21 protein-coding genes are annotated in these 22,562 nt (G+C 47.8%); 17 read left to right on the forward strand and 4 right to left on the reverse strand.

Going from position 1 to position 22,562, the window contains the following annotated elements:
- Nucleotides 1–71: 71 nt before the first annotated feature.
- Nucleotides 72–1,238, reverse strand: a complete 1,167-nt coding sequence (locus RQP52_RS18410) for an MFS transporter (RefSeq protein WP_315953228.1) — start codon at nt 1,236–1,238, stop codon at nt 72–74.
- Nucleotides 1,239–1,342: 104 nt separating this feature from the next.
- Between RQP52_RS18410 and RQP52_RS18415 the strand changes: the two genes are divergently transcribed.
- The 6 genes from RQP52_RS18415 (at nt 1,343) to RQP52_RS18440 (ending at nt 8,362) form a co-directional block, all read left to right on the forward strand.
- The gene (locus RQP52_RS18415) at nt 1,343–1,498 is read left to right on the forward strand and encodes a hypothetical protein (protein WP_315953229.1); all 156 of its coding nucleotides are present in this window, start codon (nt 1,343–1,345) and stop codon (nt 1,496–1,498) included.
- Between the two features lie 54 nt (nt 1,499–1,552).
- Nucleotides 1,553–1,984: a hypothetical protein gene (locus RQP52_RS18420; RefSeq protein ID WP_315953230.1), complete on the forward strand. Its 432-nt coding sequence runs from the start codon at nt 1,553–1,555 to the stop codon at nt 1,982–1,984.
- 30 nt (nt 1,985–2,014) lie between these two features.
- The gene (locus RQP52_RS18425; RefSeq protein ID WP_315953231.1) at nt 2,015–3,163 is read left to right on the forward strand and encodes a transglutaminase domain-containing protein; all 1,149 of its coding nucleotides are present in this window, start codon (nt 2,015–2,017) and stop codon (nt 3,161–3,163) included.
- 140 nt (nt 3,164–3,303) lie between these two features.
- Nucleotides 3,304–4,029: an HAD-IA family hydrolase gene (locus RQP52_RS18430; protein WP_315953232.1), complete on the forward strand. Its 726-nt coding sequence runs from the start codon at nt 3,304–3,306 to the stop codon at nt 4,027–4,029.
- A 17-nt stretch (nt 4,030–4,046) separates the two neighbouring features.
- Nucleotides 4,047–6,125 carry a peptidoglycan D,D-transpeptidase FtsI family protein gene (locus RQP52_RS18435; RefSeq protein WP_315953233.1) on the forward strand — a complete coding sequence of 693 codons (2,079 nt, stop codon included), beginning with the start codon at nt 4,047–4,049 and terminating at the stop codon, nt 6,123–6,125.
- 170 nt (nt 6,126–6,295) lie between these two features.
- Entirely contained in the window at nt 6,296–8,362 is a 2,067-nt protein-coding gene (locus tag RQP52_RS18440) for a peptidoglycan D,D-transpeptidase FtsI family protein (protein WP_315953443.1), read from the forward strand.
- Between the two features lie 235 nt (nt 8,363–8,597).
- Here the strand turns inward: RQP52_RS18440 and RQP52_RS18445 are convergent, their stop codons facing one another.
- Nucleotides 8,598–10,580 (reverse strand): glycoside hydrolase family 127 protein, encoded by a 1,983-nt coding sequence (locus RQP52_RS18445; protein ID WP_315953234.1) that lies wholly within the window; start codon nt 10,578–10,580, stop codon nt 8,598–8,600.
- Between the two features lie 135 nt (nt 10,581–10,715).
- On the opposite strand from RQP52_RS18445, the gene RQP52_RS18450 reads away from it, so the two are divergent.
- The 5 genes from RQP52_RS18450 to RQP52_RS18470 all read left to right on the forward strand — a co-directional run bounded on the left by RQP52_RS18450 (nt 10,716) and on the right by RQP52_RS18470 (nt 16,776).
- Complete coding sequence (locus RQP52_RS18450) at nt 10,716–11,582, forward strand: helix-turn-helix transcriptional regulator (RefSeq protein WP_315953235.1); 867 nt, start codon at nt 10,716–10,718, stop codon at nt 11,580–11,582.
- Nucleotides 11,583–11,858: 276 nt separating this feature from the next.
- Nucleotides 11,859–13,733 carry an asparagine synthase (glutamine-hydrolyzing) gene (gene asnB / locus RQP52_RS18455; protein ID WP_315953236.1) on the forward strand — a complete coding sequence of 625 codons (1,875 nt, stop codon included), beginning with the start codon at nt 11,859–11,861 and terminating at the stop codon, nt 13,731–13,733.
- Between the two features lie 42 nt (nt 13,734–13,775).
- Nucleotides 13,776–14,510: a Cof-type HAD-IIB family hydrolase gene (locus RQP52_RS18460; RefSeq protein WP_315953237.1), complete on the forward strand. Its 735-nt coding sequence runs from the start codon at nt 13,776–13,778 to the stop codon at nt 14,508–14,510.
- A gap of 47 nt (nt 14,511–14,557) precedes the next feature.
- Nucleotides 14,558–15,037 (forward strand): DUF456 domain-containing protein, encoded by a 480-nt coding sequence (locus RQP52_RS18465; RefSeq protein WP_315953238.1) that lies wholly within the window; start codon nt 14,558–14,560, stop codon nt 15,035–15,037.
- A gap of 47 nt (nt 15,038–15,084) precedes the next feature.
- Entirely contained in the window at nt 15,085–16,776 is a 1,692-nt protein-coding gene (locus RQP52_RS18470) for a putative polysaccharide biosynthesis protein (RefSeq protein WP_315953239.1), read from the forward strand.
- Here RQP52_RS18470 and RQP52_RS18475 read toward each other — a convergent pair.
- Nucleotides 16,757–17,929 carry a DUF2515 family protein gene (locus RQP52_RS18475; protein ID WP_315953240.1) on the reverse strand — a complete coding sequence of 391 codons (1,173 nt, stop codon included), beginning with the start codon at nt 17,927–17,929 and terminating at the stop codon, nt 16,757–16,759. The genes RQP52_RS18470 and RQP52_RS18475 overlap by 20 nt on opposite strands.
- A 212-nt stretch (nt 17,930–18,141) precedes the next feature.
- On the opposite strand from RQP52_RS18475, the gene RQP52_RS36505 reads away from it, so the two are divergent.
- The 6 genes from RQP52_RS36505 to RQP52_RS18500 all read left to right on the forward strand — a co-directional run bounded on the left by RQP52_RS36505 (nt 18,142) and on the right by RQP52_RS18500 (nt 22,283).
- Nucleotides 18,142–18,489 carry a DUF4183 domain-containing protein gene (locus RQP52_RS36505; protein ID WP_379174446.1) on the forward strand — a complete coding sequence of 116 codons (348 nt, stop codon included), beginning with the start codon at nt 18,142–18,144 and terminating at the stop codon, nt 18,487–18,489.
- A 30-nt stretch (nt 18,490–18,519) separates the two neighbouring features.
- The gene (locus RQP52_RS18480; protein ID WP_315953241.1) at nt 18,520–18,936 is read left to right on the forward strand and encodes a DUF4183 domain-containing protein; all 417 of its coding nucleotides are present in this window, start codon (nt 18,520–18,522) and stop codon (nt 18,934–18,936) included.
- Between the two features lie 237 nt (nt 18,937–19,173).
- Nucleotides 19,174–19,560, forward strand: coding sequence for a GntR family transcriptional regulator (locus RQP52_RS18485; protein WP_315953242.1), 387 nt, complete (start codon nt 19,174–19,176; stop codon nt 19,558–19,560).
- On the forward strand, nt 19,557–20,246 hold the full coding sequence (locus RQP52_RS18490; RefSeq protein WP_315953243.1) for an ABC transporter ATP-binding protein: 690 nt from the start codon (nt 19,557–19,559) through the stop codon (nt 20,244–20,246). Before RQP52_RS18485 ends, RQP52_RS18490 begins: the two co-directional genes overlap by 4 nt.
- A complete protein-coding gene (locus RQP52_RS18495) occupies nt 20,243–21,067 on the forward strand; it encodes a hypothetical protein (RefSeq protein ID WP_315953244.1) in 825 nt (274 codons plus the stop codon). Before RQP52_RS18490 ends, RQP52_RS18495 begins: the two co-directional genes overlap by 4 nt.
- A gap of 16 nt (nt 21,068–21,083) precedes the next feature.
- Nucleotides 21,084–22,283: a hypothetical protein gene (locus RQP52_RS18500; protein ID WP_315953245.1), complete on the forward strand. Its 1,200-nt coding sequence runs from the start codon at nt 21,084–21,086 to the stop codon at nt 22,281–22,283.
- Nucleotides 22,284–22,350: 67 nt separating this feature from the next.
- On the opposite strand, the gene RQP52_RS18505 is transcribed toward RQP52_RS18500, so the two are convergent.
- Nucleotides 22,351–22,551: an Arc family DNA-binding protein gene (locus tag RQP52_RS18505; RefSeq protein ID WP_315953246.1), complete on the reverse strand. Its 201-nt coding sequence runs from the start codon at nt 22,549–22,551 to the stop codon at nt 22,351–22,353.
- Between the last annotated feature and the right edge of the window lie 11 nt (nt 22,552–22,562).

Consider the following 22,562-nt stretch of genomic DNA (forward strand, 5'->3'; position numbering starts at 1 on the left):
CCCGGGAAATGACAGAGATTGACAGCACAAAGACGGCTTGCACATGTCAAGCCGCCATGAACAGGGAAGCGTTATGTCGTAACCGGCGATTTAAACGATCGCAAGGGTAAAAGCGAAAGTGCCAGCATGAGGATGAAGAAGGCGATGAAATAAGAGGAAATATGGTCGCGAAGCTGCCCAGCCATCATTGGGCCGATAAAGGCGCCAACGGAATAAGAAATCGAGAGCAAAGAAAAGACGCGGCCATACCGGCTGCTGCTGGTAATGCTGGCAAGCAATGCAGCTAATGCGGGATAAATGACACCTTTGGCCATTCCGATCAGGAAGAGGGAAACAGGTAAAGGGATAGGCCACTGGATGGCTAAGCCGAAGAAAACTACAGCTAACGACAAGCTTCCACAGACGGTCCGGATAAATGGTGAAACCTTGTTAAGGAACCAGAATGAGATACTCAGCAGAGCGCCTAAGCTAATCAATGTAAAAAATACACCGGAGGTGAGAATGGATTCTCTAGCGGATTCCATAAGCGGCAGCTCAAAGAATAAAATGCCTTGCGAGCAGGAAAGCGCCATTGGAATAAGAAAAAATAGCCAAGGAACGGACGCGCCGACAGGAAAGTTGGCATCCTCATCCGGCATCCCGTGGCCGTGATGATCCAAAACTTGAAGCTTGCCGGCGGACTGGCTCAGCAGCTGTTTCTCTTTGACACCAAAGATAGCCAGGAATCCCGTTATGATCAGAATCCAGCCCAACACGGAAAAAGCGGTTGTAAAACCGATTTTGGCAACCAGAATGGCTCCAGCCGCTGGAGAAACCACGGAAGCTAATGTGTGGACCAGGCCATTTCCCGCCATCAGCTTACTTTGTTGGATGCGGTCTTTGGCGATGCGTGCCAGTAGTGACAAGCAGGCCGGCGATAAGAAGGCAAGTACAAATCCGCTTATGGAACGAATGTAGAGCAGGTGCCATGGATCTTTTACATTCGATTGAAAAAGTAAGATGATCCCTGCTACAATCAGGCTAAAGACAATGAAAAATTTGCTGCCGTATTTGTCCACGCCATAGCCAGCGATGAGATTGCCAGGCAAGTGCGTGATCGAGTATACGCCCATGATTAGCCCTATAAAGGAAGGAGCGGCCCCTAAGGATAAGGCGAAAGGTGACAGAATCGGGTACTGTGCGTGCAAATCAAAAAAAGCCACAAACATAAATAAGTACAGCCAAAGGGCTGTTCGCATGTGCTCACCACCTTGTTTAGACTTGTCTCTTCTTAAGATGTACGCCGCTCGTCCGATGGATATGACCTTTCCGTATAATTGACACAATTGGGATGGAGGAAGTTATGGATTCATATGTGATTCTTTTGCTTGCTTGCGTCGCTGTATTTCTAGTATTCCGGCTCCGGCAGTCCTTTCGCAAAACGAGAGGCAGAGTCGATCAAACGGATGAAATTCAGCGAAAACTGGCGCAGTTAAAGAAAAAAAGGGATGAAGACTAAGGATTCCCTGTAGTATGATAGGGATGGACTTTTGGATAAACAGGAGGGGTTCTTTTGGATCAGTGGATTTCATTCGCACAGGATCGTTGGTATTTACTAGTTGCTGCTATTATTGTTTTATTTATTGTTATCGGGATTGTAAAAACAGTCGTTAAATGGATTGTTGTCCTTGTCGTAGTTGGTGCTCTCGTCGTTTATGGAGCAAGTTATAAGGATAAAATAAAGGATATTGGGACAAGCGTCGTATCCCAGGTTGGCGATGAGGTCAAAGATAAAGCGATTAATGCGTTAACTTCGGAAGCCAAAGAAGCGCAATTCAAAGCAAATTCGGACGGTTCTTTTATCGTTTCGACGAAGAGTCTGAAAGTTGAAGGCAAAGCAGGAAGCGATGAAGTGCAGGTTACTTTTCTAGGCAAAACTTTTAAAATGAATGCGAATGCGGCAGTAAATGCTTTCATTGAGCAAGCGAAGAAAAACGCAGGTTAGTAGAAAAATAAGTAAGGATGGTGAGCAGTCATGACGGATATTTCCTGGTTCAAAGCCAATTCAATAAACTTCATATCCATTGTGATTGTGCTCACTTTCGCAGGCTCTGTCCTTCAGGGCTTTTTCCGAGGCGGGTCTGGGTCCGCCAAACATCTGCTCTCCATGCTCGTGGAAGCGGTGGTCGTCATCTTGTCCATGTTCGTTGCGTGGAAAGGTGTGCAGCTCGTATCACCTTTGCTTCAAACCTGGCTGAAGGGTCAGAATCTGCAAGTGCCATCCGTAGAGATTAGCGCTCTCAAACAAGCGTATTATACGGCTCTGACAAGCATTCGAGATTTCGCGTTACTGCGTTTCGGCGTATTGTTTTTGCTTGGCTATATGATTGTGAAGCAGCTTCTGAACCTGCTGATTGATCCGCTCATCGGACCCTGGCTGGCTCATCGCGACCCTTATCGGGAACGCAGCCATTCGTTTATTTCCTCGGTTTCCGGGGGCGCCATCGGCTCTGTGGCCGGTTTTGCGCGTGCGCTCATTCTTATTGCCGTTTTGTTCATCTATGTCACTCTATTCCCGCATTCGATGGTAACCCCTTATATCGAGTCTTCTCAGATGTATCAAAAAGGGGCGAAGGAAGTTATTTCTCCCTTCACCGGGGATTTCATCGCCGATAAGGTGCCGGTATTTACCCGGGCGGTGGAGCAGGAATTTACGAATATTTTACAACGAAAATATGAAGTTCTGGATGCGAAGGTCCCTGGCAACATCGTAGATGCGGCCAAAGAAGTAACCGCCAGCGGAACCACGGACGAAGAGAAGGCGAAGCTGCTGTACAATTGGGTGGGCAGCCGAGTCCATTATGATTGGGACAAAGTGAAGCTGTATGAAGAACAGCGTATTTGGAAGGAACAGACACCGGAAGATACGTTCAATACGCGTGAAGGCGTGTGTATCGATTATTCAAGGCTATACGCCCAAATGGCAAGAGCAGTAGGGCTGGATGTGAAGGTCGTAACTGGCCTTGGATATGACGGACAGGGCAGTTATGGACCCCACGCTTGGAACGAAGTGTACCTGAAGGAGTCCAAAATTTGGGTGCCTCTGGATTCCACTTGGGTAGCCAGTGGAGGCAACTGGTTCAATCCGCCGAATTTTGACCAAACGCATATTAGAGATGTTTAATCCTATTTAAGATTAATAAAAGGAAGTAAAACGCCTTCTCACGGACATCCGGGGGGAGGCGTTTTTGTGGTTTTTCTCATCCTTTCGTAAATGTGGTAAACTATTAAAAGTGCTATTTTTGAGAACATGAAGGAGTTTGTATGTCTAAATCCATTCAGGAATATCCAATGATTTACTTAGATGCCGGGGACACGCTGTTAACGATTCCCGCAGCCCAGACCATTTTGAAGCAATACCTGCAATTGCGCGCTGTAGAGCGGAATGAGGATCATATCAGTGAACTGTTTACGGAGGCTTTCCGTCTATTTTATTATGTGAACAAGCAAGATAATTTCATTGTGTGTTCTCCGGAGTCAGATCGTGAATTCTGGGTCAACCTATATAAATATGTGCTGCATAAGCTGGGCATCCATGAGGAATGGACAGAGGAAGAAATTTTCAACTGCTGCCACGAACTGTACGACATTTATACCGCACCTGAGTACTACGAATTGTTTGATGATGTTAAGCCTTTTCTCGAGCGACTTCAAGCCCAGGGTTTTAGAATAGGAATTATTAGCAATTTTGCACCGACATTGAAGGCTATTTTAGAGGATAAAGGGATTCTGCACTATTTTGATCCTGTACTCGTGTCGACAGAGGTTGGTCTTGAGAAGCCGGATCCGGCTATTTTCCAACTTGCCCTGGAACGTGCGGGTGTAGCGGCCAAGGATGTCCTCTATATCGGCGATCACGAAACGAACGATGTGTGGGCGCCGAGTCAAGTCGGCATCGATGCGGTTCGCATTATCCGTTACGACTACCATACCGGGGAGGGTATACGATCCCTGTTAGAGCTTTTTGATGATCAGCAAGCTATTGTGTAAGAAAGGATCTGAGTGTGATGAAACCATCCATAATGGATGATCCAAAGAAAAAAGAAATCACGAAGAAGCGGCATTTTTCGTTTCGAATCAATATCTTTTTCTTTATAACGTTCTTATTGTTTTCCGTACTTATCGTGCGTTTGGCCATTTTACAATTCGTACAAGCCAAAGATTTGAAGGCGGCAGAGAATACGAATACGAATCAGACGAATAAAATTGCACCGATCCGCGGCAACATTTATGATTCTACGAAATCACCTCTTGCCTATACCATCCCAGTGCAGTCCCTATTTTTCCGGATCGAGCCTTCTCAGCAGGATAAAGATGAAGTCATTCGCATGGCGAACAAGCTGAAGACTGACGTTTTTGATAAATACGGCAAACCGGATTCCAAGAAGCTGGAGCCCGCGGATATCGTGCTTGCCATGGATTTGGGTTATGACATTAATAAAAACAAAGTAAAAGACCCGAGCTATTACTGGGTTCCGCGTAAAATCAAAACAGATTTGTCCAAAGAAGAAATCGCGTATTTATTAGAGCACCGGGATGAGTTCAAGTGGCTGGAAGTGACCGAAGAAAGCATCCGTACTTACGAATTGGACGATATGGATACGGACGGATCGCCGTCGACCATCGCTCCGCAATTGATTGGCTACCTCAAAAGCTATTCGACGGAAAAAGCCAAAGAGATGTACCAAGACAATGAAAACAGCAAGGAATATCTTGATACCGAAAATGTCGGCTTCGATGGCATCGAGAGGATGTATCAGGATGAGCTTCGCGGGAAAAATGGTTATAAAATTTACCCCGTTAATGCTGCCATGAAAATTATCGGCCGCGCAACAGTAACGAAGCCGACCAAAGGTAACAATTTGTATCTGTCGATCAACAAAGATATTCAGAAAACGGCGGAGAAGGCGATCGCCGATCAGATTGCTTTTCTACATACACCGTACGCGCGGAATGATGCCTTTATCAAATACGGGGCGAATGCGCAGGCCGGTTATGCGGTAGCAATGGAAGTAGACACGGGGCGCGTCGTTACGATGGCTAACTACCCGGACTACAATTCGAATGAATGGACGGGCGGAATTTCGCAAGCAACATTGGACGAAGTTGGCTCCTATATTGCGAATGGTTCGATTACAACCGCGTACCCGAAATACACAGATAAAGAGCGTCCGAAACATCCGTCTTCGATTGTTTTCATGGGTTCCACGATCAAACCATTGTCCGTCCTGATTGGTTTAACGGAGAAATTAATTACGCCTTCCAATCAATACTATTACGATTCAGGTACCTTCACGTTCGGTAAGGCGAATTCGACAAGTTCGATTTCTAACTCAGGGAGAACGGCATATGGCAACTTGGATGCCTCCAGCTCCATCGAGCACTCGTCCAATACGTACATGTCGGCCAAAGTCGGTATTCCATTTTATCAGAAATACGGCGGTGAAAATGCTGCCGTAACTGACAAATGGGCGGAATATTTGGCGAAGTTCGGCATAGGCGTCAAGACGGGAAGCGGCTTGCCTGGCGAAAATGCCGGTTCGAATGACTTTGCCAAGAACGCCAAAAAAGACAGTTATCAATCTGCCATGGTTTATGCCTCATGGGGGCAGAATGAGAAAACAACAACGCTGCAGCTCGCGCAGTTCGCCGCAACCCTAGGCAGCCGCGGCAAACGGATGAAGCCGTTGTTCGTTGACGAGATTCGAAGCTTTGAAGGTGAACTAGTTAAAAAGGTAGAGCCGGAAGTGCTGGAAGATAATACCGCTATGTTCGCCAAAGGGGATTGGAACACTATCATCCATGGGATGAAGAGTGGCGCGGAAGGCATTGAGGAGCTGCCTTATAATGTGGCTCGGAAGACAGGGACTTCGACACAAGCCGTTTCAGGCGGAACGATCGATAACGCCGTGTTCATCGCCTTCGCACCGGTCGAGAATCCGAAGCTTGCTGTGGCGGTCGTCGTGCCGGAAGGCGGCTACGGGCGCTATGGCGCATCCCCGATTGCGGCAAAAATCTTTCAAGCTTACGATGCAGCCAACGAAGGCATATTGACCAAGCTTGGCGGCGGGAAGAGGCCTTGGTAGAAGCAGAAGCGAATAAAAAACCTTCAAATCCACTTCATTAGTGGGTCTGAAGGTTTTTTTGTGGGCTTGTCTTGGGAATGAGCCGAGTTTTCCAAATTTTAGTGAACTTATTTCCAGGCCGCTGCGTCTGTTTCAGGATACATCCTGACACAGAAGGGGGCTTTACAGTGATGAAATCGCCGATTACGGATGATCCGAGGAAAAAAGAGCTTGTTCAAAAGAGACATTTTTCGCTGCGGATCAATCTTTTTTTCTTTGTAACCTTTGTCTTATTTTCCATCCTGATCGTGCGATTGGCTATGCTGCAGTTTGTTGAAACGAAAATACATAAAGCCGCAGAGAATAGAAATGGCACACAAACGATACAAATTGCTCCCATTCGCGGGAACATCTACGACTCCTCGAAATCTCCGCTTGCGTATACCATTCCCATGCAATCCTTATTTTTTCGAATTGATCCCAGCGCGCAAAAGTTAGATGAATTAATTGCTATCGCGAATCGGCTGAAAGCGGATGTTTTCGACAAGTATGCCAAACCAAACTCAAAAAGTCCGACGCCGGAAGAAATCATTCTAGCCATGGACATTGGCTACGACTACCATAAGGTTGAAATCAAGAAACCAAGCTATTACTGGGTTCCACGAAGAATTAAGGCGGATTTGTCCAGTGAAGAGATCGCCTACCTTTTAGAGCATCGCGATGAATTTAAATGGTTGGACGTAACGGAGGAAAGCATCCGCACCTATGAACTGGATGATGACGGCAACACGACCATTGCTACGCATTTAGTGGGGTATACGAACTCTTTTACCTCTCCGACAGCCAAAGAAATCTACAAAGACAGCCCTATGGTCCAGGAATATTTGAGCTCGGAAAATGTGGGATTCGATGGCATTGAACGCATGTATCAGGATGAGCTGCGCGGCAGAAACGGCAGGAAGACCTACCCCGTGGACGCCGTTAACAAAATCATTGGGAGAGCCGAAGTCACGGCTCCCGTTAAAGGAAATAATTTATATTTGACCATACATAAAGATATCCAAAAAGCGACAGAACGAATGCTGGAGGAGCATATTCGCTATTTGCGCAGCCCGTCGCACGCCAATGATTTGTATATGAGTGTTGGGATGCAGGCAGCTTCCGGTTTTGCAGTGGCTATGGAGGTGGATACGGGACGGGTGGTTACGATGGCGAACTATCCGGATTACGATGCAAACGCCTGGACCGGCGGCATGTCGGCAAGCGTCTACAAAGAAATTGAAAGCTTTATTCCCAATGGCAGTATTCGAACGGCAAAAGCTAAGTATCCAGATGAAAAAGAAAATGCGAAACATCCATCATCCATTGTGTTCATGGGTTCCACGATTAAGCCTATGTCCGTGTTGATTGGGCTTAAGGAGAATTTTTTCAGCGGGTACGGCAATGTTTATTACGATACGGGGTCGTTCAGTTTTGGTAAAGGAGGCAACAGCACCATCACCAATTCGGGGAAAGCGGCTTACGGAGCGATGGACGCTGCTGGGGCGATTGAACACTCCTCTAATACGTTCATGTCTGAAAAAGTCGGGATTCCTTTCTGGGCCAAATACGGCAGAGAGAATCCGGAAGTGACAGCCAAATGGGCGGAATACATGGCGAAATTCGGAATGGGCGTCAAAACAGGCAGCGGCCTTCCGGGCGAGCTTGCAGGATCGAACGATTTTATCAAAAATGCTGTGAAAGACAGTTATCAATCCGCTATGGTTTATGCATCATGGGGACAAAACGAGAAAACGACAACCTTGCAGCTCGCTCAGTACACAGCTACTTTGGCTAGTCGGGGGAAGCGGATGAAGCCGCTATTCGTAGATGAAATTCGCGACTACCAAGGCCAGTTGGTTAGAAAAATAGAGCCGGAAGTACTGGAGGATTTCTCCGCCGAGTTTGCCAAAGAGCATTGGAACACCATTATCCACGGGATGAAAAGCGGGGCTGAAGGGATCGAGGAGCTGCCTTTTAATGTGGCGCGCAAAACAGGCACATCTACCCAAAGCGTGTCGGGAGGCTCGGTTGAAAATGCCGTGTTCATCGCCTTTGCGCCGGTCGAGAACCCGAAGCTTGCCGTCGCGGTAGTCGTGCCCGAAGGCGGCTTCGGGCGCTATGGCGCCTCTCCGATTGCGGCGAAAATCTTTCAAGCTTACGACGCTGCTAACGATGGCGTTTTGACGAAGCTTGGCGGCGGGAAGCGGCCTTGGTAGGGTTGGCCATGTCTCTTCGCTCACGAGGGAACTGTAGGGTCTTATTTGTTCTCAAACTCTGCATTTCCAGGGAAATACATCGAAATAGAGCCATGTAGTTCCCACTAAACCTTAAAAAAGTGGTAATTGGCAAAATAGCGTACCAGGGTTCCCTCTAACTGAGAAACCAAGAAATCAAGACCAAATACAAGCACAAAAATAGAGGCCGCTTCAAAAAGCAGCCTCTTTCCTAATTTCACTGGTGTACCCGAATCCACACCGCCATCTCGCCAACCCCACGATTCCCCCATTGGAAATAGGGAACCGCCTGCAAGGCGACAGGCTCGGCCGACGGCGCCCAGCGACGGTACGGCTCCGCCGATGCCCAAGCCTCAGGGGTAGCATCCCTAAAGCCCTCAGCTTCAATCCTCACTGTGCCACCGAGCGCACTCGTGTCGGCCTCCACTTTCAGCCTCGTTCCACTTTGTAGGCTAAGGCTTGCCAGAGGAGCGCCATTATCGACCTGCTCAACGCAGTATACAAGCGGCCCTCTTTGAATCGCGGCTTTCCCGGCATTGCTGCGGATAAGCGGATTCGCTTGGATAAGGTGTGCCTCCATCGGAAGCAGCCAAATGACGGTGTCACCATCCGTCCAAATGCGATCGATAATCGCGTAGCCATTCTCAACCGTGTACGCATCCTCTTTTTCACCGTTGATGAGCAATTGCGGTTGGCTGTCGCACCAGTAAGGCACACGCAAAGCTAGTGTGAACGAGCGCGGCTGAGCCAAGCTTAGTTCAAGCGAAGCTTCCCCACTCCAAGGCAAGGAACAGACTTGTTTCAGCCCAACTTGCGTTGCATCATCCAACGTAATCGTACTTTCGCTGCCGATAAACAAGTGGCAGTTGATTCGTCCTGTTTCAGTCGTATAAATATACTCCCCAAGCGAAGAGAGAATCCGCGCCAAGTTAGGAGGGCAGCACGCGCATCCAAACCATTTCTGCCGCTCGGCTTTCACATGACGCTTGCCGGGGTTGTGCGCCGAAGCTTGCGGCCAAACCTCCAACGGGTTCACATAAAAGAATCGTTTCCCATCCTGACTCATACTGCCGATGATGATATTATATAACGCCCGCTCGATCACGTCGGCATACTCGCTCCGCGTTTCGAGACGCAGCATACGCTGAGCAAAATACAATAAACCGATGGAAGCGCAAGTCTCGGCATACACCGTATCATTCGGCAGATCATAATCGAACGAGAACGCCTCCCCATGGTGCGTCGATCCGATGCCTCCCGTGATGTACATTTGCTTCTGCGTCATATTCGCCCAGAGCTTCTTGCATGCGGCAAGCAGCTTCTCGTCCCCGGTCAGTCTCGCCAAATCAGCCATTGCCGTGTACATGTATACGGCTCTCACCGAATGCCCGATAGCCGTATCTTGTTCACGAACAGGCAGATGGCTCTGATTATAAATGCTGCTCAGACTCGGCAATGGGGTTTCACCTGCCCGATAGATGGATGTTTTCCCCCTGCGCTCCCACTCCCCATCGAAGAAATCCGGTTGCTGTCCTCGCTCATCGATGAAATAGCAGGCAAGCTGGAGATATTTCTCCTGCTTCGTTACCGTATACAATTTGACCAGGGCGAGTTCAATCTCCTGATGCCCGTCATAGCCTCGAATCTTTCCTTCTTCGGGTCCGAATACATCCTGAATATGATCCGCAAAACGGCACATTGCATCCAGCAGTTTTCTTTTCCCTGTAGCCTCAAAATACGCAACGGCAGCTTCAATCATATGACCTGCGCAATATAATTCATGGCACTCGTATAAGTTCGTCCAACGCTTGCCAGGCTCTTTAATTGTAAAGTATGTATTCAAATAACCATCGCTTTGCTGCGCTTGCACGATCAGGTCAATGGTCTCATCTGCGGTCTGTTCCAACGCAGCATCAGGCTGCTGTTGAAGGGAGTAGGCGACGGCCTCGAGCCACTTGGCGAGATCGGAATCCTGAAACACCCAACCGTGATATTCCCCTGTTTCCAAGCCTGCGGCAATTCGGAAATTATGGATGGCATGGCTAGGTTCAGCATCGGGAACACGATCATTCAGCGCTTCCCATTGATAGGGAATGACCGTATTGCGAACAAGGTTGACGTAATGATTCCAGAAGTCATCGTTGATTTGGATTTGATTCAAAGACAATTTGTGCTTGGCCTGCAGCAGTGCATTTGACATGAAGCAACCTCCCGAATTTGCGAAATAGGCTTTACTTTCTCCAATTATATGAGGGATACTGGGGAAGTAACAGGTAGGAATACAACCAGTTATTTATAAAATTTCACACAACGAATTAAAGGAGTCCGCCGCCAAATGAAAGAGATATCGTTAGCTGCACCGCCTCTTCCTTATTATTTGGAGAGCGGTTTCAGGATGTACCACGCAGGGGACACGCATCCGGATCGCGCAGGGTTAGGTATGTATGATCTTCTTCTCGTTACGAAGGGTACGCTTCATTTGGGGGAAGAGGAGTTGACGTGGAGCTTGACCGAGGGCCAATACGTGCTGCTGCTTCCGGATAAATATCATTATGCCGTGCGTCCTTGCGATGCGGAATGCCATTTTTATTGGCTTCATTTTCAAACCAGCAGCCCTTACATGATCAGAGAGAGCAAGCCCTCTGCGCGCAGTGAATTCGTTTTACCTCAAAAAAATGAAATTACTCTGCATCAACAAGGGGCAGCATCGGACACCGAGCGGATCCAAGAGCTTTGGCACCAACTTATACAAATGTCCGTCTCGGAGAGGTCGGTATCGTTCTGGGAAGAGCAGCGCATTTTTACCGAAATTTTGCGTGCGTTAGATATTGGAAATAAGCCCGATGAACAATCCAAAGTACATAGGTTGGCTGAGCGAATCGAAGCTTATCTCAAGCAGCATTACTCGGCAGATTTGACCAATGAGAGGTTGGCTGACGAGTTCCATTTTCATCCGAATTATTTGAGCCGCTGTATGAAAAGTGTTTATGGCTGCACGCCACTCGAGTATTTGCTTGCCTATCGAATTGAACAATCCAAGCTTCTGCTGCTGAAAACGCAGTGGTCGATTGAGCGCATCTCGGAGGAGGTGGGCTTCCATCATGCCGCTTATTTCTCGAACTGTTTTCGTGCCAAAATAGGTCTCTCACCGCTTGCCTACAGGAAGCAATATATAAGAGGTGGAACCGTTTATCATTCTTGAGCATATGTTGAGGTAAGGAGGAGAACCCTCCTATACGCCAAAAGTTGCACGAGGTAAACTTTTGTGCGTAGAGAAAAGAAAGGTGGGGGACAGCATGAAAACGACGCGATTCACAGCTTCATTAAAAAGACTGATCATTACCTTCATTTTCCTATGATAGACAGCTGAATGCGTACTTTCATCCTATTTCCAGTATGGCGGACGGATATGGTATACTAATGTATCGGTATTCGCGAGAGATAGTTTGATGAATGGTACGGAGGAGTGAGTTTCACCATGTGTGGTATTACGGGTGTGATGTATTTTGAAGATAGAGAACCAACAGTTGCTATGCTGCAGCAAATGACGGATGTGATTGTGCATCGGGGACCGAACGATTCCGGTTTTTGGACGGATAATCGGATTGGTCTAGGCTTTCGCCGGTTGTCCATTATTGATATTCAAGAAGGGCATCAGCCGCTAGCCAATGAGGATGATTCCGTTTGGATCATTTTTAACGGGGAAATTTATAATTACAAAGAGTTACGCGGAATGCTGCAGGAACGCGGGCACCAATTCCGCACGCATAGCGATACGGAGGTTATTGTTCACCTTTATGAGGAGTTCGGAGAGGAATGCGTCAAGCATCTACGCGGCATGTTCGGATTCGTGATCTGGGACAAGAAAAAGAAGCAGCTGTTCGGAGCGAGAGACCATTTCGGCATTAAGCCGTTTTATTATCATGTCAACGACCGTCAGTTTTTGTTTGGCTCGGAAATTAAGAGCTTGCTCGCTGCGGATGGCATGAACCGGTTGATCCATACGGACAGCTTGCTGAACTATCTGACGTTTCAGTATGTGCCGGAGCCGAACACAATGTTCCACGGCATCCACAAACTGCCGCCGGCCCACTATGTCAAGGTAACCTTCGATGGCGAAATGTCCATACATAAGTATTGGGATCCGATGTTTGAGCCGGAGGAACGTCCTTTTGACTATTACGTAGAGCAAATCCGCGAAACGTTGAAGGACTCCGTCAAGCACCACATGGTCAGTGATGTGGAGCGCGGATGCTTCTTGTCCAGTGGAATTGACTCCACGGCCATCGCCACCCACATGCGGAACATTGAACCGATCCGCACGTTCTCCGTTGGCTTCGAAGGCGCCAACAACGAGACGCCAATCGCCGCCCAAACGGCTGCGGCGCTTGGCACAGAGCACTACGACAAAGTCATCACGAAGGATGACTTCTTCAGCACGATGCCGAAGGCGATCTGGCACCAGGACGAGCCTGTTGCCGATCCTTCGGCCATTGCCCTCTATCACGTGGCGCAGCTTGCGCGCGAGCACGTGACGGTTGTGCTGTCCGGCGAAGGCGCGGACGAGCTGTTCGGCGGCTATCGCATCTATCGCGAGCCGCAGTCACTGCGGCCGATTGATCAGCTGCCGCATTCGATCAAGCGCATGCTGAACCGCTTCGCGCGGATGCTGCCAAGCAGCGTGAAGGGGCGCAATTATGTCTTGCGCGGTACGACGCCGCTGGAGGAGCGCTTCCTTGGTAACGCGAAGATTTTCACAGAGGATATGAAAGCGGAAGTGCTGCGTCTCGATACGGAGATGCTGCGAGCTTATAAGAATCCTGTGCAGATCGCTGGAGACTATTACAACAAGACCAAACATCTTGATCCGGTTAGCCGGATGCAGTATATCGATATGAATCTGTGGATGCCCGGCGATATCCTGATGAAAGCCGATAAAATGACGATGGCGCATTCGCTTGAACTGCGCGTTCCTTTCCTGGATAAAGAGCTGTTCGATGTGGCACGCCGCATCCCGGCGAAATATCGCATTGCTAATGGAACGACTAAATATATTTTCCGCAAAGCGATGGAAGGCATCATCCCGGATCCGATTCTGAACCGTCCGAAACTGGGCTTCCCGGTACCTTTGCGCCAATGGGTGCAAGGTTCGATGGGGGATGTGCTGCTCGAGCAGATCAAAGCCAGCGGAATTGAAGATTACATTAACATGAACACGGTAGAACGGATGCTTCAGAAGCACCGTAACGGCCAGGGCGATTATGCACGCCGGATTTGGACGATCTATATTTTTGCCCTCTGGCATATGACTTTTATGGAAGAGCTGCCTAAGAAAGTGCTCGCTGCTTACTAGGTCTATCAAGGACGACAACCGTATAGACAGGAGATGGGGAACGTGGGACTTTATAAGTTAATTGCCCTCGATATGGACGGTACCTTACTGGATGAGGAGAAAAAAATATCGCCGGAAAATCAATCCGCCATTCGTCAAGCGACGGAAGCTGGCAAGATCGTCATCATGTCGACCGGCCGCGGCGCCATAAGCGCCATGCCTTACATTCAAGAGCTGGGGCTATCTACGCCTATGGTTATGGTGAATGGCAGTGAAGTATGGGAGTCGCCGAACAAGCTGCTTCGGCGGACACTGCTTCCGGTCGAGACCGTGAGCCGATTACATGCGCTGGCTGAGGAGCATGACTGCTGGTGGTGGGCCTACTCTGTCGAAGGTGTTTTCAACCGCGAGCGCGAAGGCCTGGACATCCCGAACGGCGAATGGCTGAAGTTCGGTTTCTTCACGGAAAATGCGGAGAAGCTGCAGCGTATTCGCGAAATTGCAGAGAGCTGGGGAACGCTTGAAATCACCAACTCTCATCCGTCAAACATTGAATTAAACCCGCTTGGGATTAGCAAAGCAAGCGGTGTGGAGGCGGTTTGTCAGCTTCTGGGGATTCAGATGTCGGAAGTGATTGCGATGGGGGACAGCCAGAATGATATCACGATGATTCGTGAAGCAGGTCTTGGTGTTGCCATGGGCAATGCGCAGGATGAAGTCAAACAGATTGCGGATATCACGACGGTGACGAACGAAGAAAGTGCGGTTGCCAAAATCATTCATGCTTATATGTTGTAAAAGCCTTGTGACTTTTAGCCAGTACAATATCGGATGGAGATGAGCCCATGATCACGTTAGCCTGGAGCTTGGTCATTCTTTTATTTGTCGTAGGTATGATAGGTGCGGTTTATCCAGTGCTGCCTGGTGTTTTGGCTATATATGCGGCGTTCTTCCTATATGGCTGGCTGATCAGCTTTGAGCCGTTTGGCTGGGTGTTCTGGACCACGCAAACCCTGATTGTCCTTATTATTATGGTTGCCGATTACGCTGTGAGCGCAATGGGAGTCAAGAAATTCGGAGGTTCGAAGGCGGCTGTGATCGGGAGTACGATTGGTCTTATTGTGGGACCTTTCGTCATTCCGGCTTTCGGGTTAATCATAGGGCCTTTCTTAGGCGCTGTGATTGGTGAAATCATCATCGGCACCAAATGGCAAAATGCGATCGGCGCCGGGATAGGCTCCGTGATCGGTTTCTTTGCCAGCAGCGCTGTCAAAATCGTGCTGCAGCTGGCGATGATTGTTCTCTTCTTGATTTGGGTTTTTTAATTGAAGATGATGTTGTTTGAATACGGGATTAGAGAGTAGGAACACATTTGACGAAGGAAACCAAAGATTCTCTTGTAAAAGGGACGCTCATTCTCACCGTAGCCGCGCTTGTAGCGCGGTTTCTCGGCGTTTTCCAGCGTATTCCGCTGGTTCACCTGCTGCACGAGGGGGGAATGGGCAGTTATTCGATAGCTTTTAATTTATACTCTATTCTACTTGTGGTAGCGACGGCGGGGATTCCCAGCGCGTTAAGCAAGATGGTATCGGAGAAATACGCAATCGGACGACCTGCCGAGGCGGAGCGAATTTATCGCGCGGCTATTTTATTTGCTATTGTTGCTGGCGCATTCATGACCGTGCTGTTATATGTGTTTGCGCCGATTTATGCGGAACAAATATCACACGGGGGACCCGACGCTACGTTGGCCACTCGTGCTATCGCACCGGCCATGTTGTTCTTCCCGCTGATTGCCATTATGCGCGGTTATTTCCAAGGTCGACAAAACATGATGCCTAACGGGGTCTCACAAGTGGTGGAACAAGTTTTCAGACTGGTGACCTCGATTGGTCTTGCCTTTATTTTATTAAATATTAGCCTAGGTTGGGGAGTTGCGGGAGCATCTTTCGGCGGAGTTATGGGCGGAATCGCCGCACTTGCCGTTATGCTTTACTATGCGATGAAGCTAAAACGTCGGGACGCTCAAAGGCTGAAAGAAAATGTATCTCACGCTGCGGCTCATGAAACCGCCGCTGGACATTCCTCGGCACCTGCAACAGCACCTGCAAGGTACAGTGAGATCTACCGCAGCCTGCTGAAGCTCTCGATTCCGATCGTCATCTTCTCGGTGACGGTTACCTTGGTCTATGCGATCGATACCTCGATCATCATTCCCCTCTTGGAGGGGACGATTGGCAGCAGCGAAGCGCTTGGATTGGTCGGTATTATCGGGGGCCGGGCGCAATCCTTGGCGGGTATCCCGATTATTTTGGCGATTGCGCTCAGTCAATCCGTAGTGCCGATTATTTCAGCGGCTTACTCCCGCAAAGATCTGAAACAGGTAGGGCATCAAACAACCAGAGTGCTGCAGCTGTCTATTTTATCGGGATTGCCTGCGGTGCTTGTGATCGCTATTGCTGCCCGTCCGCTTGATTTCTTCATGTTCGGACACGAAGATACAGCCTATGGGATGAGTCATGGACCTTACATGATCTCCTTGCTGACTTTAGGCGCAATGTTCCAAATTGTCATGCAGACCTCTGGTGCTGTATTAATGGGCATGGGACGTATGAAACCGCTGATGCTGCATGTTGCCGTTGGTATTGCCGTTAAGCTGGCCGGCAGCTTCTTGCTCGCTCCAATGTTTGGCATATATGGGATTATTGGCTCCACAGGGCTTTGCTTCATCGCCATGTCATGGCTCAATTTGCGCACGCTGCGCAAAGAAGTGAGCTTCACCATTCTTGGACGACGTTTTATCGGTTTAACGATTTCAATTGTGGTCATTGCCGGCTTAGGCCTCGCGGCGGAGTGGTTGACCCACACGTATGTACATCCAACCAGCTTGTACAGGATCAATGAAGGGATCAACGCAATACTCGTTTGCGGCTTCACGGCTGCTTTATACCCGTTGATGCTTATGGTTACGCGTGTGGTTACGAAGGACGATGTCAAGAATTTCCCAGTGCCCGTCCAAAAGCTGATCGGCAAAGCAAGCCGCCTTATCGGACGACGTTCATAGCCTGTGCAGCCAGTATGGCGAGCTCAATGCTATGAAGCCCTTCGCTCATGGCCTGAGTTAAATCAATGGTCTGCGGCACTTCGATAGGGTGCATATGCCCCATTGGCGTTTCGACATCTTGAAACCAGTCGCCAGGCTCCACAGGCAGTAGCGGCCGATCCGGCCATACAGTCTCAAGTGTAGGACTATACAAAGGCGAGCTTCCCTTCTTGAGGAAGCAGCCATCCAGCCTCTCCTGATAGAAATTATCAGGGGAGGCTTTTTGTATGGGGGTAAATAAGTGAGGCCAATAGTCGGCGCGTGACCCCGTGTGGGGCGTCGATGCGGCGAAGCGGAGTACGCCTTGCAGCACTTCAGGCGCTCCGATTAGAAGCGCGTAGAGGCCTTTCCCAAGGGCTATGCGTTCAGCCAAGCTGGCAAAATTCTCGAGAATGAGTCCAGCCAGACGAGGCTGGGGGGATCCGGTTTCAGTGGACTCAGACCAATAAGGGAAAGCGACTTGATTCATTTGCAGCCAGCCCTGGGCTTTAAATAGTGCCTTATTTAGCACGGTTTGTCGGAACTGGTCCTTCTGGACAATTCGCTGCTCGATGTAATTTTGTTCGTTCACAATAAGGGCAATCGTCAGCGCGGCGGAGTCCGGGCTCGTCCAAAATTCATGCCAGACAGGGACCATCCAGCTGGAAATGTCCAAATGGGGAAGCAAGTGAAACAATTTCTTCTCGCGCTTCTTACTTTCCTCATATAGAAGCAATTGTGGATAAGCATCATGAAAGATAAGCCCGTTCGCGCGTTCCAGAAAAGCAAACAGATGCTCAGCTTGATCAGCATCAATAAGGTGCGGCAGGAGATCGCCATGCAGATCAGTCATGTTCCAACCGCCGTTGCGGGAGACCATATGGGCTAACAGAGCCCAGTGCAGCTCAGGGTACTTCTGGTAACAGGCCCAATAGGCCATTGTGCGCGTTACGTTATTCCGATTCTCCTTCCGGGTCCGTGCCCGGATGTCGTCTACGATCCGTGTCTCCTCCGATGTAAGAGGGAATGGCTGAACTCCGCCTCGAAGAAGCCCTAATTGTTGGGTAAGCCCCTTTTCTAATCTTTCTGCGATGTTTTTGGATAAAGGGATGATTTCCAACCGTGTTGATCTCATAGTGACCTCCTCGACCTCCTCTGTATCATCTCCTTATTGTTAGCCCATTTACTAGCAGGTATGTGAGGATACCGCGTATTTAAGGCTGCTATTTTCCATAAATGGGGGAAGCACCTGATAATTTAATCCAATTACTGGAATTATTTTGTGCATAAAATGAACTAACAGAAGTCAGCGTTGGCGGGGTGATTTACATCAGCATTCACTTGTATGTGGCAAGTTGTCGTCCATGCCCCAAGAAGGCGTCTAAACGACGAAAAAAAAGGTCCAGGCATAGAACCAAACGTCTAGGCGTCAAATTTTTGGCGCAGACCTATTTCTTCTATGCCATTTCCGATGGGGAGAAAAGGGAATACACCAATGAAGATCAGATCCCCGGATATGGGATTCAATCTATTCCGAGTCCGAAGCTCATCTCTTATCGACAGGTCTTCGTGAATGGTGTCCTGCAACCACGAACGTTATATCACATACGGGAAGGATCTTTAACTTTAACTTCAGAGGATGTTCCAGAAAAAGGGGTCCCCATCATTGTCCAAAGCGTCCGTATTTATAGATAGCCATTGGGAATTTGGGAAGGGGGTGAAATTATGGCAGCGTCTCTGATTAAACTTTTTGTGACCGCTACAGCTTCCGCGCCGGTTGCTACTGGGGGCACCGTTGAAACAACGGTAGATCCCGCTGTAACAAGATATAGCGCAGTTCTTACAGCAGGTATGATTACGACGGATACAACGATTCCAGCAGCAAGCTTTTTAGATGATAACGGCAATGCGATTACAGACCTTCCAGCACCTCCGACAGACGGTTACTACAACGTATATGTCAACGGTGTGCTGCAAGTGGCGGGATTGTCCACACTTACAACGGCATCCCTGGTTTTAGCTACTACAGCAACTACAGCTGGTGCACCGGTGGTTCTCGAAGTCTCCGATTTCTCCAATACGACTTCTGACATTACCGTTGAGCCGACCATTTCTGCACCGACAATTACAGTTATTGTGTAATACGAAAAACATCTCTCTAGCTTAGGCTAGCAGGGATGTTTTTTGGTTTTATGCATGGATCTACCAGTCGTATTGAAGATGAAATTGGTGATGATAATTCATAAAAGTAAATATATAGAAGTTTTTCGCTTGACAAAAGAAGTGTATGAAGGGTATAGTACACTTAGTGTATGAGTTAGTTAATACACACACTATAATTATCCAGATTTACTAAGGAAGTACATAGGAGATGGGTAGATGAACATTACGTTTAACAATCGCGATCCGGTTTATCTGCAGGTTGTCCGGCATTTTAAAGAAGAAATGGCAACAGGTAAGTTGGCTGCAGGCCAGGAAATTCCATCTAGACGCGAACTTGCAGGTTTGCTCCAAATTAATCCCAATACTGTGCAGAGGGCGTATAAAGAAATGGAGGAGCAACATTTGATAACAACCGCGGGTAATTCCCCTAGTCGAATAACGACGGACAAGCAGGTTTTGAATTCGATTCGTCAAGAGCTTATTCAGGAGGCTGTGGAGGTGTTTATACAATCCATCAAAAAGATTGAACTCCCCACGGATGATCTGCTTCGATTTGTCAAAGAGAAGTACGAAGCAGAGCGAACAAGGGAGGTTAAGGAATGATAGAAGTCGATCGAATTGTTAAGAAATATGGGAAAAAAAATGTTCTGGATGAGGTTTCTTTCACAGCGGAAAAGGGAGAAATCACTTGTCTCATTGGCATTAATGGTGTCGGTAAATCCACAATCATGAAGGCCATTATGGGGCTGACTCCCATTGGAAGTGGTCGAATTCGAATTGACGATCTGCCTGTTAACAAGATGGCCTATGAGAAAATTGTGTTTATTCCGGATACATTGACAATGCCTTCTTCTATGAAAATAGGAGAAGCCATGCAGTTTATGCAGGACTTCTATGCGAACTGGAATGAGAAGCGGGCGCAGGACCTGCTAGCTTTTTTTAAATTGAAAAAGGAAGACCGGCTAGGCAGCTTATCCAAGGGGAATTCGGCGAAAGCGAATTTATTGCTAGGACTCTCCCTGGATGCTGATTACCTGCTTATGGACGAACCATTCTCAGGGATTGATATGTTTAGCCGTGAGCAGATCGCGGCTGTGTTCACCAGCCATCTGATTGAAGACCGAGGAGTTCTGATAACGACGCACGAAATTCACGATATTGAACATCTGATTGATAAAGTTGTGCTGCTTGAACAAGGACGGGTGTTGAAACAATTTTATGCGGAGGAAATGCGGTCCAAGGAAGGGAAGTCCGTCGTAGATGTTATGAGGGAGGTGTATTTGGCATGAGTAACTTTGGAAAATTGCTGAACTGGGAGATTGTCCGTTTTAGCAAATTTTATGGCGCATTGTTCGTTATTACCTTACTTTTGCAATTATTGGACGTTTGGTTATATACGCATGGTTACATGAATAATGCCGAAAGAGCGATGGAGAGTCAATCAATGACAGCCGTCCAATATGTCGAGAATTATGGCAAGGCTAGCTTAAATGGGTATGATAATGTCTTATTTGATTGGTCTATTAGTCTATGCGGTGTGACGCTTCTCCTCTATATTTTTGTGATTTGGTATAAGGAATGGGTTGGTAGAAGTACGTTTGCTTACAGGCTGCTTATGCTGCCAACTACGAGAATGAATGTGTATTTGGCTAAGTTGAGCTCCATTGTCTTGTTTGTTTGGGGGCTTGTTGCTTATCAATTTCTACTGCTATACGTTCGTTTTACGGCATTCGAGGCATTGCTTCCAAGTGAATTCAGACAAGACGTGACAGTCTCGGAAATCATTCGGCACCACCCTATACTCAAAATCCTGCTTCCTTCGTATTTCATAGAATTTGTTCTGTACTACGGAGCAGGTGTGGTGAGTGTGATTATCTTGTTTACAGCCGTTTTACTCGAACGCAGTTTTCGTTTCAAAGGGATTGCAGCGGGGATCCTCTATATCGGCGCGGCAGTGTTTCTCATCATACTACCTGAAATGATCTCAGAAATATGGGTGCCGGATTTCTTTTTCCCAAGCGAGCTTGTTCAGCTGGAACTGGTGATGGGCATCCTTGTTACAGCATTATGGTTCAGTTCATATTTGTTGCATAAAAAAGTAACCGTTTAAGGAGGCGCCCCGGACAATGAAACGTTATTGGACACTTGTAGTCCTTATTCCATTTGTTGTTTTAACAATTAGTATATATTATGCCACTGCGTCTGAAGTCGATAAACCCGATTATTATCTCAAAACATTGGGAGGACGCGAAGAGGAAGTTTCTCATTTAATGGTTAGAGGACAATATATGTCTGAGCCGATCGCCATACGTCCAGCGGGGAGCGAGTATCCGAACGACAAGGATTCTTTCTGGGAGAGGCTGGATTCAACCTATTTTTACCAAGATGAATTGCAGGAATTATTCCAGGAATATCGCTCTTTTATGAGAGGGAAAAAGAACCTGAATGCTTTATATGTGGATGAAAAGCTGATTGCATATGCTCAATATGACTTTCGATTTAAAACGGATGAGGTCCAGTCGGATATGATTGACATTTCTGTGATGGAGAAAGCAAAGAAGAGCAGTCTATCCTTTCAGGTGAAGCTGCCTAAAGAAAAGAATGAATACATCAGTGTTTTGGATGTCTATGTGAAAGATCAGAGCATGAAACTGTTGGTTAATCAATATCAAAAGTCCGGCAAATATTCGCAGCCTGAAGACGCTAAATACGTTATTTATACCGTGGATCTTGATAAAAAAAGCATAGAAGGGAAGCAGTTGATTGCAACTGGTGTATCTCAGGATCACACGTCGCAGACAACGACTGCACTTATATCATCCAATGATATGATGAAGCCGAATCATTATTTACTTTTCGATCGAACCTCCTATGCATTGGATGCGAAGAAAGATATCCTGAATCGGGAGCTTCTGTACTACGATATTTGGAACGGCCAAATGACCACTGTTCAAAGCGAGCTCGTCCGTGATCTGCTCATGAATGGAAAACCCGGACAGCTTAGAATTGATTACATTGGCGACGATTTGTATTTTACTCCCATGAACATCTATGATCAATCGCGGGTTGTTCATTATAATTTGGCGGAACAGAAGCTGCAGAGCGACGTAAAAATTAATTTGAAGGATTGGATGCAAGACGAGCTGCACGTTCAAATGAAACAGTTTGCCGATAACCGGCTTTATATGAATTATTACGGCAGGAGAAGTCCCGGTGTGGCTGTGGTTGATTTAGACACAGGCAAGATTGTCTATCAAGGTGAGGTTGCACGTAAAGATGGGTTGGAATTAAGCAATTTAATGATAAATAGCTTATCTGTAAAGTAGTAAACCCCCCTGACCTTACGAAGGTCAGGGGGGTTGTTATTGGTGAGGGTGCCTGCCTGGCACACCTTCAAGAATCAACTTGCTCATCTTTCTCCGAATCAGAGCTATAGGGACGGACCTTTGGTAATCGCCCCACACGCTGCATGGATTCTCGAAGCAAATACTCAATATGGCTGTTAACGCTCCGGAACTCATCCTCCGCCCAGCGCTCCAAAGCTTCATAGAGCTTGGGATCGAGTCGGAGCGCGAAGTTTTTCTTAGGAGCCATAGCGGTGCCCG

The sequence above is a fragment of the Paenibacillus violae genome, assembly GCF_032461945.1.
GTDB classification, from domain to species: Bacteria; Bacillota; Bacilli; order Paenibacillales; family NBRC-103111; genus Paenibacillus_E; species Paenibacillus_E violae.

Excerpts from the sequence above, each read along its gene's own strand:
- RQP52_RS18410 (WP_315953228.1), bottom strand. The coding sequence starts at position 1,238 with ATGCGAACAGCCCTTTGGCTGTACTTATTTATGTTTGTGGCTTTTTTT.
- RQP52_RS18415 (WP_315953229.1), top strand. The coding sequence starts at position 1,343 with ATGGATTCATATGTGATTCTTTTGCTTGCTTGCGTCGCTGTATTTCTA.
- RQP52_RS18425 (WP_315953231.1), top strand. The coding sequence starts at position 2,015 with ATGACGGATATTTCCTGGTTCAAAGCCAATTCAATAAACTTCATATCC.
- RQP52_RS18430 (WP_315953232.1), top strand. The coding sequence starts at position 3,304 with ATGTCTAAATCCATTCAGGAATATCCAATGATTTACTTAGATGCCGGG.
- RQP52_RS18435 (WP_315953233.1), top strand. The coding sequence starts at position 4,047 with ATGAAACCATCCATAATGGATGATCCAAAGAAAAAAGAAATCACGAAG.
- RQP52_RS18440 (WP_315953443.1), top strand. The coding sequence starts at position 6,296 with ATGAAATCGCCGATTACGGATGATCCGAGGAAAAAAGAGCTTGTTCAA.
- RQP52_RS18445 (WP_315953234.1), bottom strand. The coding sequence starts at position 10,580 with ATGTCAAATGCACTGCTGCAGGCCAAGCACAAATTGTCTTTGAATCAA.
- RQP52_RS18450 (WP_315953235.1), top strand. The coding sequence starts at position 10,716 with ATGAAAGAGATATCGTTAGCTGCACCGCCTCTTCCTTATTATTTGGAG.
- asnB (WP_315953236.1), top strand. The coding sequence starts at position 11,859 with ATGTGTGGTATTACGGGTGTGATGTATTTTGAAGATAGAGAACCAACA.
- RQP52_RS18465 (WP_315953238.1), top strand. The coding sequence starts at position 14,558 with ATGATCACGTTAGCCTGGAGCTTGGTCATTCTTTTATTTGTCGTAGGT.
- RQP52_RS18475 (WP_315953240.1), bottom strand. The coding sequence starts at position 17,929 with ATGAGATCAACACGGTTGGAAATCATCCCTTTATCCAAAAACATCGCA.
- RQP52_RS18480 (WP_315953241.1), top strand. The coding sequence starts at position 18,520 with ATGGCAGCGTCTCTGATTAAACTTTTTGTGACCGCTACAGCTTCCGCG.
- RQP52_RS18485 (WP_315953242.1), top strand. The coding sequence starts at position 19,174 with ATGAACATTACGTTTAACAATCGCGATCCGGTTTATCTGCAGGTTGTC.
- RQP52_RS18490 (WP_315953243.1), top strand. The coding sequence starts at position 19,557 with ATGATAGAAGTCGATCGAATTGTTAAGAAATATGGGAAAAAAAATGTT.
- RQP52_RS18495 (WP_315953244.1), top strand. The coding sequence starts at position 20,243 with ATGAGTAACTTTGGAAAATTGCTGAACTGGGAGATTGTCCGTTTTAGC.
- RQP52_RS18500 (WP_315953245.1), top strand. The coding sequence starts at position 21,084 with ATGAAACGTTATTGGACACTTGTAGTCCTTATTCCATTTGTTGTTTTA.
- RQP52_RS18505 (WP_315953246.1), bottom strand. The coding sequence starts at position 22,551 with ATGGCTCCTAAGAAAAACTTCGCGCTCCGACTCGATCCCAAGCTCTAT.